The sequence below is a fragment of the Clostridium sp. BNL1100 genome (assembly GCF_000244875.1).
In the GTDB taxonomy this organism is placed as follows: domain Bacteria; phylum Bacillota; class Clostridia; order Acetivibrionales; family DSM-1351; genus Ruminiclostridium.
In genome coordinates this window covers 3,057,677-3,074,240 of record NC_016791.1, presented here as the reverse complement: position 1 = coordinate 3,074,240, position 16,564 = coordinate 3,057,677, and the positions used below count along the sequence as shown (strand labels likewise).

Sequence of the window (16,564 nt, the reverse complement as noted above, 5' to 3'; positions counted from 1 at the left end):
AATTGAAAAAATTTTTTGGGGTAACGATTGCCGTTTTAGTAGTGATAGTGTTGGTTGCAACGATATGTGTTAAAGAAGCTAAAATATTAAATAACAATAATGATAGCAGTATTCAAACAAAAATAGAAAATCAAAAAGAAACCGATGATGATAAAAAAGAACCCTCTCAGGAGTCTAAAGAGAACCCAACAGTTCCCTCTGATACCAAAAAACCGGATGATAAAAAACCGGTAGAACCCGAGAAGGTAAAACCTGAAAAGGTAAAACCGAAACAGCCGGCCCCTGTTAAAATCAAACCTATGGTTGCGCTTACGTTTGATGACGGGCCTCATCCACAGTACACAGTCCAGATACTCAATTCTCTAAAAAAATATAATGGACATGCAACCTTTTTTGTTGTAGGTAACAGAGCAGAAAAATTTCCCGCTGTTATAAAGCAGATTTCACAGAATGGAAATCAGATTGGGAATCATACCTATAGCCATACTAAGTTAACAAAGTTAAGTGAAGCTGGTATAAAGAAAGAAATAAAAAAAACTTCTGACATATTACAGAACATTATTCAAAAAAAACCGTCTATAATAAGACCAACTTATGGCAGTGTGAATAACAGGGTAAAATCATCCGCAGGCGCTCCGCTAATTCTTTGGTCCATAGATACATTAGACTGGAAAACAAAGAGTAAGACAACAACAGTAAATAAAGTAGTAGGTAAAGTAAAAGACGGGGACATTGTGCTGATGCATGACTTGTATAAACCAACTGCCCAAGCAGCAGAAGCAATAATACAAAACTTGACTGCAAAGGGCTATAAATTGGTTACCATTGATGAGCTTTATGCTGCCAGAGGGGTAAAGCTTCAGAGTGGACAGGTATATAATAACGCTTACAAGAAAAAGTAGGAAGGTATTCTTTTATATGGAAAATAAGGTTCTTATAATAGAAGATGAAGAAAGTATAAGGGGTTTCTTGAAAATAAACTTCAAAAAGCATAATTTTATTGTTGTCGAAGCAGCTACGGGGGAAGAGGGACTATTAAAAGCAAGACAGGAAAATCCGGATGTTGTGCTACTGGATGTTATGCTACCCGGAATAAGCGGATTTCAGGTGTGTGAGACTCTTAGAAAAGAGTTGCCGGGCGTGGGAATCATAATGCTGACTGCCAGAGGACAGGATATAGATAAGATAAAAGGTTTGGAGTATGGTGCTGATGACTATGTTGTAAAACCTTTTAATACTACAGAGCTTATTCTGAGGGCAAAATCCCTTTTAAGACGTTTGGGAGGGAAAAGTGCAGCAGACAGTAAAGAGGATACATTGAAAAGCGGCGTATTCAAGCTGGAGCTTTATTCTCAAAGAGTATTTAAGGAAGAGAAGGAGATTCTACTTACACCAAAAGAATTTTTCTTATTAAAAATCTTTCTGGAAAATAAAAATAAAGCATTTACCAGAGATGAACTTTTGGACAAGATATGGGGCTATGACTATATGGGAGATACCAAAATAGTTGATGTCAATATAAGGAGACTGAGAAGCAAGATTGAAGATAAGGATTCCCACGGTATGTTTATCGAGACAGTGTGGGGTATTGGGTACAGATGGCGGAAGGAATGACTTCTATGACATTTAAAAACAGTATTCAGGCCAGATTGGTAAGAAATTTCATACTGATTATCCTTATAAGCGTTCTTGCTTTTGAAGCACTGCTTGTTTATTTTACGCGTTTTTATTTCTACAATAATATTGAGAGTATTTTGACAAATCAGATCAAGACAGCTTCTGACTTTTATACCCGATATTTTTCTGATGTCCCTTTGGATGTTAACATTATGGACAATGCCGATTTATTCTGGAAACAAACTACAGGACAGGTTCAGATTGTTGGAAACAACGGGGAAGTATTGTTGGATTCCCAAGGGCTTGAGTCGGGAGAATATGTGTCCGGTAATGACTTCAAGCTTGCTCAGCAGGGCAAAAAAGGTGTGTGGGTAGGAAGACTCAACAATGGCAGCGAGCAGATTATGATTGTGTCTTATCCTTTGAAATCAGATACCGAGCAGGTTGGAGTAGTGAGGTTTATAACATCATTGAAAGATGTTGATAAAATAATATTTAATATTTCAATGATATTTATAATAATAGGAATTGTTGTTATTCTGGTTGCAGGTACTATTAGTATAGCTCTTGCACACAGTATCATACATCCGTTGAAAAATGTAACGGGAGCAGCCGAATTAATGGCAGAAGGAAATCTCGATGTTAAAATAAACAAAAGCAGAAACGATGAAATAGGTAAGCTTTCGGACACTCTGAACTATATGGCATCAGAAATACAAAAAAGAGAAAGAATCAAAAATGACTTTATATCTACGGTTTCACATGAACTAAGAACACCGCTGACGTCAATAAAAGGCTGGGCAAATACCATAATTGATGATGATTACAGTGACAGGGAAATCCTTAGTGACGGATTGAATATCATTGTAAAGGAAAGTGATCGGCTCACAGACATGGTTGAGGAGCTTTTGGACTTTTCTCGTATCGTTTCGGGAAATGTTGAGCTTAAAAAAGAAAAGACAGATGTGTGTTTGATTATTCAACATATAGAAAAACAAATGAGCGATAGAGCAAAAAAAGAAAAAATAAGCTTTAGTGTAAGATGTGAAAAGATGCCATATGTAGAGCTAGACAGGAATAGAATAACTCAGCTTTTAATCAATCTGTTGGGAAACGCCTTCAACTTTACCCCTCAGAACGGAAAGATAGCTTTAAGTTCGTTTTTGGAGAATGAGAATATTGTTTTGAGGGTTGAGGATACGGGCTGCGGCATAGGTCCGGAAGAGTTACCTCTGGTAACGGAGAAATTCTACAAGGGAAATAGCAGCAACTCTCATACCGGACTGGGGCTTTCGATTTGTGATGAAATAGTAAAGCTGCACAATGGAAGTCTAAACATTGAAAGCGAACTTGATAAAGGAACAATTGTAACAGTTAGGATTCCCTTTGGAGGCTGATATTTTGGCAAAGAAAATCAGAGTACTTTTAACCATATTATTATTAATTTCTGCATCCTTATTTTCAGGCTGTAGTAGTGTTAATTTCAGTATTGAGGATACCATAAAGCCTCCGGAAGGTAAGAACATTGCCGTAAAAGGTACATGGAAAATACAGAATTATATTTTAACTGACAATAGTTCATTAATACCTGGAAAACAGGAGAAGTATGAACAGTTTATCGGGAAGGAAGCTGTTTTTGATAATGAGGTCAGTGCCATTTATAAAGAAGTCTGTATTAATCCCCAATACAAAAGTATAAGAACATCCGCAGGTACTTTTATACAAAATAAATACCGTATAAGTGAAGACGTTCTTGGAATTACTACCGAGAATGTGAATATAGTCACAATTACAACAGATAACCAGCTTTTTCATGAGCTTATAGTTACAGATGCAAATACTGCATATGTATACATGGAAGGTGGTTTTTTAGCATTGAAAAGAATTTCTGTAGATATAGATGAGAAAATCAGAGCAGAAAGTCTTGGAAGTGTTGGTTTAGATATAGATAGCGGGGATTATAAGGAAGACCCCTTGCTCAGGTCGGGAGTTCTCTTGGGAATAAGATCTGCAGATAACAATTACCGTACACTATGGCTTTATTTTAAAAACCGTGAAACAAAAGCAAAGTTGTATACAAGCCAACTGGTAGTTCCGAGGGCAAAGGGATTCTGGGAGATCGGTTCCGTAGCCATCGACAATACGGTAAATATATATGCAGAGCCTTTTGCAGACCTAACCAAAAAGCAGCAATCAAAGATTCTGAGTAAAATAAATATGATAAATAAAAAGCCTGATTCAAAAATACTTTTTGTCGGGAACGACTATATAGGTATTGAAAGTGACATGCGACTAGGAGTTTTACCCATAGACAATCTGGCTACGAAAAAGCCTGTACTTTTGTCAGATATAATTGAAGGTGCTTCTGCCAATACTTTAAAGCAATCGGCAGAGGTGTTTATTTCCTCTTTGGATAGCAAAAGGGCAAATAAACTTAACCATCAGCCGGAGGAAGACAATTTTACTTTGCAGAGAAGAAACGGACATTGGATAATGAAAAGCCGTCTTTATTATAAGGACACATCAGGTGATAAAAAGTATGAAGATTTTGATTTGAAGCAGATGGTACCGCCAAAGCTAATACATTATGATGAAATGAATGTTCCATGGAATGAAATTAAATCCAGATCACCGTGGACAAGGGATGCTTATATGTCACCTAATAAGGATATCGTTATATTGGCATCGGAAGATAATATAATTGTTTATACTGTCCAAAACAAGAATACTATAACCAAGCAGCTGCTTAAAATACCTCTTATAAAAGGAGAGTCCATTATTATGACCGAATGGGCCACCGGAAAGTATGCCGACATGTGGGGTGAATTTGCGGATACGGCTTTTGACAATAGCTATGACAACGGTGAATTTTAATTGAAATACTTGGAATAATATATTAGTATAAGGAATAAGTGGAGAAGTACCTTAATTTTTATAAAAAGACGGAAAGGTAATTTAATACATGGCAGATTTGGAAGAACGTAAAGAACGAATAGTTGCATTTATGAGGGATAAAGCGTATAAACCTCTTTTATTTAAGGAACTTATAATGGTTCTTGACGTGCCCGAAGAAGATATTGAACTTTTTACACAGGTAATAGACGAGCTTGAAGAAGAGGGCAGAATTTTTAAGACCCATGGAAAAAGGTATGGCGTACCGTCAAGGCTAAACCTGGTGACAGGAAGGATTCAGGGTCATGAAAGAGGATATGGATTCCTCATTCCTGATGATGAGCTGATGGAGGATGTATTTATCCCCGCAGACAGCCTGAACGGAGCCATGCATAATGACAGGGTTGTGGCACGGGTAAATAAGAAAAGTTCTACAGACAGGAGAATGGAAGGCGAGATAATACGTATACTGAAAAGGGCTAATACTACTTTGGTAGGAACCTTTGAAAACAGTATGAGCTTTGGTTTTGTAGTTCCTGATAATAAGAGAATTTCAGGAGACATTTTTGTTTCAAAAAGTGAGTTTCACGGTGCAAAAAAAGGACAGAAGGTTGTTGTTGAGATATTAAAATATCCGGAAGCCAGAAGAAATGCTGAGGGAAGAGTAATCGAAATAATAGGCGACAGGAACGAAACGGGTGTCGATATACTGTCCATAATAAAATCATATAATCTTGAAGAGGATTTTCCTGAAGATGTTCTCAATCAGGCAAATTCCATAGGTGAAACAGTAACAGAGGAAATGATACAAGGAAGGCGTGATTTAAGGGGACTCCGCATGGTTACCATAGACGGAGAAGATGCAAAAGACCTTGATGATGCGGTTTCAATTGAAATACTGGAAAACGGGAATTACAGGCTTGGTGTTCATATTGCAGATGTAACCAACTATGTTACAGAAAATTCTCCCCTTGATATTGAGGCACTTGACAGAGGGACAAGTGTATATCTTGTTGACAGGGTTATCCCAATGCTCCCAAGAAAATTATCCAACGGCATTTGCAGCCTTAACCCACACGTTGACAGGCTGAGTTTTACCGTAATGATGGACATAGACAAAAACGGAAAAGTGTATAACCATGAAATATATGAGAGTGTAATTAATATAGATGAGAGAATGACCTACACCAACGTATATAAAATACTGGTGGAAAATGACCAAGACCTTATACAACGCTACAGTCATGTTGCTCCTGACTTCTATAAAATGCAGGAACTGGCACTGATATTAAGGAAGAAAAGATTCCAGAGGGGTGCTATTGATTTCGACTTTGATGAAGCAAAGGTAGTGTTGGATGAAAAGGGTAAGCCCATTGACGTAAAAAGATATGAAATAACCATTGCCAACCAGATAATTGAAGAATTCATGCTGGCCTGCAATGAAACTGTTGCAGAACATTTTTTCTGGACAAATACACCGTTTGTATATAGAATACACGAAGACCCTGATGAAGAAAAAATCCACAATCTAAACGAATTTCTATACAATCTTGGATACAGTATAAAGGGCATAAATAAAGTTCACCCTAGAGCCTTACAGGACCTTCTAGAAAAGGTTAAAGGAACCAGACACGAGAGAATAATCAGTACAGTTATGCTAAGATCATTGCAAAAAGCACGATATAGCAATGAAAGTACAGGCCACTTTGGTTTGGCTGCAAAATACTACTGTCACTTCACTTCGCCCATAAGAAGATATCCTGATCTGATAATTCATAGAATAATGAAGCTTTATCTGAAAGGCGGAATGAGTGAGGAAAAAATCAGTCAATTGGAAGGAATACTGCCTGAAATAGCAAAACAGTGTTCCGAGCGTGAAAGAGGAGCAGATGAGGCTGAAAGAGAAAGTGAAGACCTCAAAAAGGTAGAATATATGAAAGCCCATGAGGGAGAAATATTTGAAGGTATTATTGCAAATGTAACTTCCTTTGGTATGTTCATTGAACTTGATAACACCATCGAAGGTCTGGTCAGAATGAGCAGCATGGAAGATGACTACTATAACTATGATGAAGCCCATTACTGCCTTGTAGGTGAACGCACACGCAAAATTTACAGAATAGGCGATACAGTCAAGGTCATTCTTGCAAAAGCCGACATATCTACAAGAAAAATTGAGTTTATGCTGGTTGAGTCTGATGATGATTTTGACAGCATAGACGAGGAAACAGAAGATGAAATAATATTTACAAAGCACAAAAATGAACCTTCATACGCTAAGAAAAACAGCCGTAGTACAAAACCTGATAAAGCTGAGGATAAGGGCAGAAGGAATTCTTCTTCCGGTAATAAGCCCGGCAAAAAAGGAAAAATCATAGATAAAAAAGTTTATGAAAAAATAATGGGAAAAAGAAAAAGGAAAAAAAGGTAGGGTTAAATGATACTGGTTAGTGCATGTCTGGCAGGACTTGACAGTAAATATAACGGTAAAAGCAATTATAACGAGTATATAGAGAGACTTGTCAGGGAAGGCAAGGCAATTATGGTATGCCCTGAACAGATGGGAGGGCTGCCTACTCCAAGGGACTCTTGTGAGATTGCCTGCGGAGACGGAAGAGATGTCCTTTCTGGAAAATCAAATATAATAGACTCTAAAGGGCAAAATCAAACAGAGAAATTTCTAAAAGGTGCTGAAGAAACACTAAAGGTAGGCAGACTCTATAACATAAACAAAGCAATATTAAAATCAAAAAGCCCATCCTGCGGTGTTGGAAAAATATATGACGGAACATTCAGTGGAAAGTTGATTGAAGGTAACGGGGTAACAGCAGAACTTCTAATAAGAAATGGCTTTGAGGTAATAACTGAAGAGGATATTCCAGAGAAATAGTTGTTATGCTTTAAAATAACAAAAAGCGAGTTTCAAAACTCGCTTTTATTTTGTCTATTATCAATAATTAGTACTCGTTAAAAATAAATTAAACTACAAAACGCTTAATTTCATCACAGAATTTTTCGCTGTCATCGTTCTGAACTTCAACTTTAATCGGTTTGCTGAGGTCAAGACTGAAGATTCCCATGATTGACTTTGCGTCTACGATGTAACGTCCTGATGATAAATCAACATCAAAGTCATATTTGTTAACGATATTTACGAAATCCTTTACGTCGTTAATAGATTTTAAAGAAATATCAAATGATTTCATATTATCCATCCTCCTTATAATTAAGGTAAAAAACAATTATTTTTTTTACATTTTAATATTAACCGCTTTTCAAATATTAGTCAATGAAGATGTTTGAAACTGGGGTAAATCTTTACAATAAGATACCATGAAGTGCTACTATATAAAGGGTTTGGAAGGTCGTTGTGCATTTCTTACAAAGTTTGGGCAATGTTTTCATTCAATAATTTCTTAAAATATTTGTTTGTATTAAGACAAGGTTGGTAGTTAATTTTATAGCTATGAAGCAACACATTTGATATAATAGTAATTGTAAAATAATAACATATGTAGTATAAAATTGAACGAAATTATCAAAGTGTAAAAAGGAGGTGCGGTTTATGAAAAACGAGTTGATTCATGGCTCGGATACAAGTAGTCTTCCTGCCGTATCTGTTATTATTCCGGCATATAATGCGGAAAAATATCTTGAAAGATGCCTTAATTGTATGACTAACCAGAATTATCCCAAAGAAAAAATTGAGATTATTGTTGTGGACAATAATTCAACGGACAATACGGCTGAAATTATAAAATCATTTGATGTCAGGTATGTATTTAATGAGAAAAAAGGCCCATCCCCTTCAAGAAACAAGGGGATATCACTTGCCACCGGAGAATATTTGGTTTTTACGGATTCCGACTGTCTCGCTAATAGTGATTTCGTACTGAACCATGTTAACGCTCATTTAAATTTTAAAAAAAATAATCCTAAAGTTAAAATGGTAGGTGGTGGAATAGGAGGTTATAACAAAAACTTCTGGGCGATATGTGATGACTTCTGTTCATGGTCCGCATACCATCCTGCTTTGGATACACAGATAAACAACAGTTATTTTCCCTCTGCTAATATTAGTATTCCAAGAAGTATCGTCCAAGAAATAGGCGTGTTCAATGAGGAATTGAAGACAGGAGAAGACGTTGATTTTTGTTTAAGAGTAATATATAGGGGATACCAGCTGTATTTTGAACCTAAAGCCAAAGTTCTTCATATTAACAGGGATACATTCAGTGAATTTATGGGACATGGAAAGTCCTGGGCAAAACCTGTCGCCAGCCCTGAAAATGAAAACAGTCAACAGGATAGAAGACCTGATGGATTGATGAAAAGTTTACCTGTATATGCCAAAAATTACATTAAGTCCATACTGGAAGTAATATCTTACGGATTTAAGGCAAAACGTTTCTACGTAATTTTCTTTATTCCCTTTATTGTACTCTATAAAACTTATTTTGCTTACCATCGTATGTTGTTCAGAATTGAAGCTGCCAGAAAGTAGACCGAAAATATACTGCACTTTATCTCCCGGAATATTCAAATCACCCCTGAAACTCTCCAATTTATACCCATCTTCCGAATAGTTCGGAAAGTGTCCTGTGGAAGTATTCTTGATGCAAGTAGTTAAAAATACCGGTAAATCGGTAATCACCCCAATATTTTAATAAAGGTAACAAAAAAACAAATAAATTTCAAGGAGGTATTTTTTATGTTAAGAAAAATGAAAATTTTTCTTCTGACCGGGGCAGTAATGGCGCAATCCCTTGTGGGGCTTGGTGGGGTTAATACAGCTCATGCGGCAGGAAATGGACTGTTTGGTCTGATTGGTTTTGCTACGATGAATGGCGGGACCACCGGGGGTGCAGGTGGAAAAGAGGTGACGGTAAAAAGTGCGACAGAAATGTCAGATCTTTTAAACCAGAGAAAGAAGGACGATGACACTTCTCCGCTAATTATAAAAGTAGCATCCAAGCTTACCGGAACAGGTGCAATTGGAGTTAAAGAGGTTTCAAACGTTTCAATAATCGGTGTTGGTAGCAGCGGAGAATTGGAAGGAGTAGGGCTTAACATTGTAAAAGCCAGCAATATTATTGTTCAAAATCTGAAAATCCATCATACTCTGGCACCTACTGACTGCATAGGAATTGAGGACAGCAAAAATGTCTGGATTGACCATTGTGAGTTATACAACATGATAGGTGACTGCAATGGCGATGGCAAGGTGGATGAGAAGGGCGATATTTCCGGCGGTGATGTAGATTGGTATGACGGCTTACTGGATTGTAAAAAAGACAGTGCATATATTACAGTTTCTTGGAATTACTTTCATGATTCCTTTAAGACAAGTCTCGTTGGATCATCTGACAGTGACAACTATGACAGGAAAATGACATATCACCATAATGTGTTTAAAAACCTCAAGGAGCGCTTGCCTAGCTATAGATTCGGAACAGGACATATATTCAGCAACTATTATGCTGATGTCTTAAACAGTGCTGTAAATTCCAGAATGGGAGCTAAGCTCAAAGTTGAAAGCAATTACTTCGAGAGAGTCGGTTCAGGTGCAGTTAATGAAGAGTCCGGACTGGCAGCAGGTCCAATAGGATCATACAATAGTGATTCGATCGGTTACTATGATGTAAAGGATAATACATATGTAAACTGTAAGGGTAATCAGCCAACAACCTCAACCTGCAGCTACTCCCCGCCATATGAGTATACAGGCTACCTGACTCCTGCGAGTCAGGTAAAGGAACTGGTCACACAGTATGCAGGCGTGGGTAAGCTGGATGGTTCAAATCCGACTAATCCAACTGACCCCACCGATCCACAAGATCCGGGTCAAACCATAAAATGCGGTGATATAAATGGTGACGGTAATATAGATACCATTGATTTTGCAACATTAAAGATCTATCTGCTTGGACAATCGGTTACAATAAAAACCGAGGCTTCTGACCTTGACAACGATAAGGCAGTAACCATCCTTGATCTTGCAGTATTAAAGAAATATTTGCTGGGGCAGGTAACTACTCTGCCTGTTAATAATGGAACCACCGATCCCGGTGGAAACACTAATCCCACAGAAGGCGATATTACAATTGAACCTACTGGTTCTATGACTTTACAACAGGCTGTTGACAGTATTAAACCTGGCAAGACAATTTACCTTAAGAGCGGCACGTATTCATTTTCTAAGACAGTAACCATAGCTGAGGGTAACAATGGAAATATGGGTAGTATGAAAAATATAGCTGTTCTGGGTAATGAAAAGGCAGTATTGGATTTCTCCGGCATGGTGTTTAATTCATCCAACAGAGGAGTAATATTGGCAGGGAATTACTGGAACATAAAGGGTATTAAAATCCAGAAAGCTGGTGACAACGGAATGCTGTTGGCAGGAAACAATAACATAATTGAAGACTGTGAGTTTTATGCAAATAGTGATTCAGGTCTGCAGATTTCAAGATTTAATTCAAACTACAACACCATAGCACAATGGCCAAGCAATAATACTATAAGAAATTGCTATTCACACAGTAACTACGATCCTGACAATGGTGAGGATGCCGACGGATTTGCAGCAAAACTTACATGCGGTCAGGGTAATAAGTTCATTGGCTGTATATCCAAATATAATGTTGATGACGGTTGGGATCTGTATACAAAAGACGATACGGGGCCAATCGGTTCAGTTTATTTTGAAAACTGTGAAGCAAGCTACAACGGAAAGACTGAAAACGGTTCTTCAACCTCAGACAGTGACGGAAACGGATTCAAGTTGGGCGGCAGTAGCATCAGTGTTGATCACAAGTTAGTTAATTGCAAGGCATTTAATAATAAGAAGCACGGTTTTACCTGGAACAGCAATCCCGGTATTTTAACACTGATAGGATGTCAGGCAAGCGGTAACGGCGGAAACGACTTTGAGAAGGTAGCCAATCAATAATTAATATACCGATAGCTTAGTGTTGAAATAAATACGATATTAATGTTATACTTTCTTAATATATATGAAACCATATAAAGTGACTAAAATAAAAAATGAGGATTGAAAGCATTAATGAAAAAAGTAGCTTTTTATACATTAGGTTGTAAAGTTAATCAATATGAATCGGAAGCAGTTTCTTCAATATTTGAGCAAAACGGATATGAAGTAGTTTCTTTTGAACAGGATTCAGATGTTTATATAATAAATACATGTACGGTTACAAATCTAAGTGACAGAAAATCCAGACAGGCTATCAGAAAGGCGAAGAAAACAAATCCCGATTCTATTGTTATTGTTATGGGTTGCTATGCACAGACATCCTCAGAAGAAGTTTTAAAGATTCCCGGTGTTAATATGGTTATAGGTACTAAGGACCGCGGCAGAATTATGGAGTATGTAGAAAGAATTGAAGCAGGAGAATGCAGAATAAATGCTGTGGACAATATAATGGCTTCAAGGTCTTTTGAGGAGCTTAAATTAAGTACATATAAAGAGAGGACAAGGGCATACCTGAAAATACAGGAAGGGTGCAGCCAGTTTTGCGCCTATTGTATAATTCCTTATGCAAGGGGGCCTATACGGAGCAGAAAGCCGGATGATATAATAGAAGAGGTAAGGCATCTTGCAGACAGTGGATTTTTAGAGGTTGTATTAACAGGTATCCATCTTGCTTCATATGGCAGAGAGCTGGAGGACACCGACCTGCTTGATATTATACGGAAAATACACAGTATTGACGGGATTAAAAGAATACGGCTGGGTTCTATAGAACCTACTACAATTACAAAAGAATTTGTTGAAGCTGCCGGTGGGCTGCCGAAGCTCTGTCCGCATTTTCATTTGTCATTGCAAAGCGGTTGTGATAAAACCCTTACAGAAATGAACAGAAAATATAACACTGATGAATATAGAAAAAGTGTGGAGCTCCTTAAAAACAATATTACTGATGTTGCAATCACTACCGACTTGATGGTAGGTTTTCCCGGTGAAACGGAAGAGGACTTTTTAAAGTCCCGTGATTTTGCAGAAGAAATCGGTTTTTCTAAAATCCACGTATTCAAATATTCACCAAGAAAGGGAACCCCTGCGGCAGAAATGAAAAACCAGATAAACCCCGAGGAAAAGGAAAGAAGAAGCGAAATAATGCTGGCCCTCTCGGATGAGCTCGAAAAAAAATATCTGGAAAGGTACGTGGGAAGGAATATGGAAGTTTTATACGAGCAGGAGATGCACGGTGAAGAGGGTTATATTGAAGGGCTGACAAATAATTATATTCGGGTTATGGCAAAAGGTGATATTAGTCTCAAAGGTAAACTGGCAGAAACGAAATTGTCAAAAGTTAATGGAGTGTTATTTGAAGGAAAAATTGTTGCAAAAGCCTGATGGATGAGGTAGTATTATAGTATATAGCCTTATGCAAATTTAGAAAAAGTTGGATATTGACTAGAGGTAACTGGGAAGGTGATATAAATGGGAATTAACGAGACAATGATGTTTAAAGTGGATAATGAAAAAGAGAATGAAGCAAAAGAAATCTTAGTTTCTGTATATCAGGCACTAAAAGAGAAAGGCTACAATCCGATAAACCAGATGGTTGGGTATATTTTGTCTGGAGATCCTACTTACATCACAAATTATAAGAATGCCAGAAGTATTGTCCGAAGACTTGAGAGAGACGAGTTACTGGAAGAAGTCCTTAAATTTTACCTGGAAAATCATAATAACGTACCTGAATAATTGATTAAGACAGGCACTCTCAAATGAGAGTGCCTGTTAATTTTAGCTGCTTACGGAGGCAAGAATGAGAATACTTGGAATTGACTATGGAGATTCAAGAATAGGTGTAGCCATAAGTGACCCTATGGGCTGGACAGCACAGGGGTTGGAAATGATTAAGAGCAAGGATGGATTGAAAAAAGCTATCTTACGTTTATCGGAAATAATAAAAGAATATGGTGTTACAGACATAGTTATAGGGTATCCTATCAATATGAACGGTACTAAGGGGCCAAGAACTGAAAGAACAGAAGAATTTATAAAAAAGATTTCTGATTTGGGCCAGTTTAATATAATAAAATGGGATGAGAGACTTACTACCGTATCAGCACACAGAACTATGAATGAACTGGGGATAAAAGCTTCAAAGAAGAAGGACATTGTGGATACAATGTCAGCGGTATTAATTCTTCAAGGTTATCTTGATCGGTTGGCCGGTAATAAAAAAAGTTGATATTGGAAATCATCTACATGTGTGTTATTATAAAATTAATGCATCCGGATTTCTGATGCATTCTAGGGCATTCAAAGACTTATACTAGGAGGAAGTATATATGAACGATGAAGAAAGAGATGATATTGTAGTACTGTTAGGAGAGGACGGAGAGGAAGTCGAATTCGAACATCTTGATACCATAGAAATGGACGGTAGCGAGTATGTAATTTTACTCCCCCTTGATGAGCAGGAAAACGAAGAAGTAGATGAAGTTGTTATTCTGAAAATTGAACACAGCGAAGATGGTGAAGACTCGTTTGTTACTGTTGATGACGAAGAAGAACTTAACAGAGTATTTGAAGAATTCAAAACCAGAATGGAAGATGAATACGATTTTGATGAGTAGTCAATGCTCGGATTAAACGAATAGATAAACCCTGAAATAAATAGGACTTCAGCTTTTTAAGGCTGAGGTCCTTTTTATTTTTGTGTTTACCGTATACCAATATGGGTATTAAATCAAAGGTGGTACTAATTATTTCGTTTTAATATTCCCTAACTATAAAAAGTATTGTAAAATATAATTAATTTATGTTAACCGTTATAAATAATACTCACCTAAAAATACTCAAATTGATTTAAAGGAGATTATATGAATATTAGGAAAAAGCTTACTATCTTTGTAGCAGGGTTAGCAATTCTCTCCATTTCAGTAACACAATTGTTTTCTTTTTTTAAATCCAATGACATTATTGTAACTCAAACAAATACAATGGCAAAGGATTTAAGTTCTGCGTATGCAGATAATATTTCTAGTTTGATTGAAAAGGAAAAATCAGTCGTAAGTGCTCTGGCATCTCAGAGGAGCATTATTGAATTACTTGAGCAATCCAAGTCAGATAAACAAACAGACAAAAGTATACAGTTAGAAAAGGAATGTACTAAGCTTATAAAAAATACTGAAAAACAAGAATGGAATTTGGAACATGTTTTTATAGTTAACTCGGAAAATGTAATAATTGCCGATTCCAACGAAAAAACTTTGGGTCAAAACATATCCGACCGTGCATACTCTTTGCAGACCCTATCAGAAGGAAAGCCTATAATAAGCGATGTTCTTAAATCAAAGGCAACCGATAGGTACATTTCTGTATTTACATATCCGGTAAGAGATGATTTTGGTAAAATGTTAGGGTATGTTGCTGCAGCGGTTTATACAGACACTTTTAACGGCTATCTGGAGGACAAGAAGATTCTCGGTACCAAATCAAGCTATGTCTTTTTATTAGATAAAACAGGAAACATGCTATATCATCCGGAAAAGAATAAAATCGGAAACCCGGTAGAGACTCCTGAAATAAAAAATATTATTAGTAAACCGGGAGATAAAATATCAGACGTTATCAATTATGAATACAAGGGTAAAGATAAAATAGCAGCCTATAAGTTTATTACTAAAACAGGCTGGCTGCTTGTGCTGTCAGGTACAATTGATGAGGTCACTGCACCTGTAGCTGCGATGGAAGGCTTTATCCTCACATTAAGTCTGATAATGATATTAATTGCTTCAGCAGTGGGATATTTTATAGCAATGCGCATTTCAAAGCCTATAGAAAGAGTAACACATCTTATCCAAAACACATCCAAGTTGGATTTAAAATATGATAACTCATTTGAAATATATTTAAAGGGTAAGGATGAAATAGGAACTATCACCAGGGCTGTAGCAGAAATGCGTCAGGTTTTGCGTGGCATGGCAGGTAAGTTGATTGAAGTGTCCGAGAGAATAAATGATAATGCACAGCATGTAAGTACTCTGGCAAATGATGTGAAAATGAATTCACAGGATAATTCAGCAACAACGCAGGAGTTGTCGGCAGGAGCAGAAGAGTCCGCTGCATCAACTGAAGAAATTTCAGCATCCATTATTGAAGTTGAAAATAATGTAAATACAATTGCTCAGAAAACTAAAGAGGGTGCCGATGTTTGCAGACAGATAACTGATAGAGCATTAAAACTCAAGGAAGATGCTATCATATCCGGTCAAAATGCAAAATCAATATATGAGGACGTAAAACAAAAAATAGAGAAATCTATTGAGCAATCCAAGAGTACGCAGCAAATAAACCTTCTGGCAGACACTATCCTTCAGATTACCGACCAGACAAACCTATTGGCACTTAATGCTGCCATAGAGGCGGCAAGAGCCGGGGAATCGGGAAAAGGCTTTGCCGTGGTTGCAGATGAAATCCGAAAACTGGCTGAGCAATCATCACAAACCGTCGGCGGTATCCAGAGGATGGTTGAGGAAGTAAATCAGGCAGTTAAGAATATGAATGAAAGTTCAACCGCTATACTATCCTTTGTAGATCAGGAGGTTCTCAAAGACTATAAGAAATTGGTAGACATAAGCGAACAATACAATAATGATTCTAATTTGGTTAATGGATTAATGTCTGACTTCATTAATACTTCTGAAGAACTCAATTCTACAATAACGAATGTATCAACCGCAATAAATGAAGTTGCACAGACTGTTGTTGAAAGTGCCAGAGGAATTGAGAATATCGCCATAAAGACATCATCCATTGTTGTTAAGACAGAAGAGGTTGATGAAAAAGCGGTAGAAAACTTAGATAGTGCAAAAGAACTTTATGATATTGTATCAAAGTTCAAATTATAATTAATAATCCATTTAAAAGTACCCTGTTGTTAAAATACACAGGGTACTTTTTTTGGCTAAAAATTCAGCAAATTTTACCGTATCCATAATTAATTAAATTTTTAACAATCTTGTTGAATATATTGTCTGGTTTTGTTATAATATTAACATATTTTGTGAATATATT

At 36.9% G+C, this 16,564-nt stretch carries 14 protein-coding genes; 13 read left to right on the top strand and 1 reads right to left on the bottom strand.

What is annotated here, in order from left to right; genetic code table 11:
• The first annotated feature begins 2 nt into the window (after positions 1-2).
• The 6 genes from CLO1100_RS13010 (at position 3) to CLO1100_RS12985 (ending at position 7,399) form a co-directional block, all read left to right on the top strand.
• Positions 3-902: a polysaccharide deacetylase family protein gene (locus tag CLO1100_RS13010; protein WP_242836565.1), complete on the top strand. Its 900-nt coding sequence runs from the start codon at positions 3-5 to the stop codon at positions 900-902.
• Between the two features lie 16 nt (positions 903-918).
• Entirely contained in the window at positions 919-1,614 is a 696-nt protein-coding gene (locus tag CLO1100_RS13005) for a response regulator transcription factor (protein ID WP_014314213.1), read from the top strand.
• The gene (locus CLO1100_RS13000; protein WP_148265074.1) at positions 1,599-3,014 is read left to right on the top strand and encodes a HAMP domain-containing sensor histidine kinase; all 1,416 of its coding nucleotides are present in this window, start codon (positions 1,599-1,601) and stop codon (positions 3,012-3,014) included. The genes CLO1100_RS13005 and CLO1100_RS13000 overlap by 16 nt, the downstream gene beginning before the upstream one ends.
• Before the next feature lie 4 nt (positions 3,015-3,018).
• The gene (locus CLO1100_RS12995; protein WP_014314211.1) at positions 3,019-4,491 is read left to right on the top strand and encodes a hypothetical protein; all 1,473 of its coding nucleotides are present in this window, start codon (positions 3,019-3,021) and stop codon (positions 4,489-4,491) included.
• Between the two features lie 88 nt (positions 4,492-4,579).
• Positions 4,580-6,940: a ribonuclease R gene (gene rnr / locus CLO1100_RS12990; RefSeq protein ID WP_014314210.1), complete on the top strand. Its 2,361-nt coding sequence runs from the start codon at positions 4,580-4,582 to the stop codon at positions 6,938-6,940.
• A gap of 6 nt (positions 6,941-6,946) precedes the next feature.
• Positions 6,947-7,399, top strand: a complete 453-nt coding sequence (locus CLO1100_RS12985) for a DUF523 domain-containing protein (protein WP_014314209.1) — start codon at positions 6,947-6,949, stop codon at positions 7,397-7,399.
• 88 nt (positions 7,400-7,487) lie between these two features.
• Here CLO1100_RS12985 and CLO1100_RS12980 read toward each other — a convergent pair whose 3' ends face one another.
• Entirely contained in the window at positions 7,488-7,715 is a 228-nt protein-coding gene (locus tag CLO1100_RS12980) for an HPr family phosphocarrier protein (RefSeq protein WP_004616702.1), read from the bottom strand.
• Positions 7,716-8,074: 359 nt separating this feature from the next.
• On the opposite strand from CLO1100_RS12980, the gene CLO1100_RS12975 reads away from it, so the two are divergent.
• The 7 genes from CLO1100_RS12975 to CLO1100_RS12945 all read left to right on the top strand — a co-directional run bounded on the left by CLO1100_RS12975 (position 8,075) and on the right by CLO1100_RS12945 (position 16,398).
• Complete coding sequence (locus CLO1100_RS12975; protein WP_014314208.1) at positions 8,075-9,013, top strand: glycosyltransferase; 939 nt, start codon at positions 8,075-8,077, stop codon at positions 9,011-9,013.
• 207 nt (positions 9,014-9,220) lie between these two features.
• Complete coding sequence (locus tag CLO1100_RS12970) at positions 9,221-11,461, top strand: dockerin type I domain-containing protein (RefSeq protein WP_014314207.1); 2,241 nt, start codon at positions 9,221-9,223, stop codon at positions 11,459-11,461.
• Positions 11,462-11,575: 114 nt separating this feature from the next.
• Positions 11,576-12,886: a tRNA (N(6)-L-threonylcarbamoyladenosine(37)-C(2))-methylthiotransferase MtaB gene (gene mtaB / locus CLO1100_RS12965; protein WP_014314206.1), complete on the top strand. Its 1,311-nt coding sequence runs from the start codon at positions 11,576-11,578 to the stop codon at positions 12,884-12,886.
• A gap of 87 nt (positions 12,887-12,973) precedes the next feature.
• Positions 12,974-13,240, top strand: a complete 267-nt coding sequence (locus CLO1100_RS12960) for an IreB family regulatory phosphoprotein (protein ID WP_014314205.1) — start codon at positions 12,974-12,976, stop codon at positions 13,238-13,240.
• Positions 13,241-13,304: 64 nt separating this feature from the next.
• Entirely contained in the window at positions 13,305-13,733 is a 429-nt protein-coding gene (ruvX, locus tag CLO1100_RS12955; RefSeq protein WP_014314204.1) for a Holliday junction resolvase RuvX, read from the top strand.
• 100 nt (positions 13,734-13,833) lie between these two features.
• Positions 13,834-14,121, top strand: a complete 288-nt coding sequence (locus tag CLO1100_RS12950; RefSeq protein WP_014314203.1) for a DUF1292 domain-containing protein — start codon at positions 13,834-13,836, stop codon at positions 14,119-14,121.
• A 246-nt stretch (positions 14,122-14,367) separates the two neighbouring features.
• Positions 14,368-16,398, top strand: coding sequence for a methyl-accepting chemotaxis protein (locus CLO1100_RS12945; RefSeq protein WP_014314202.1), 2,031 nt, complete (start codon positions 14,368-14,370; stop codon positions 16,396-16,398).
• Positions 16,399-16,564 lie beyond the last annotated feature (166 nt).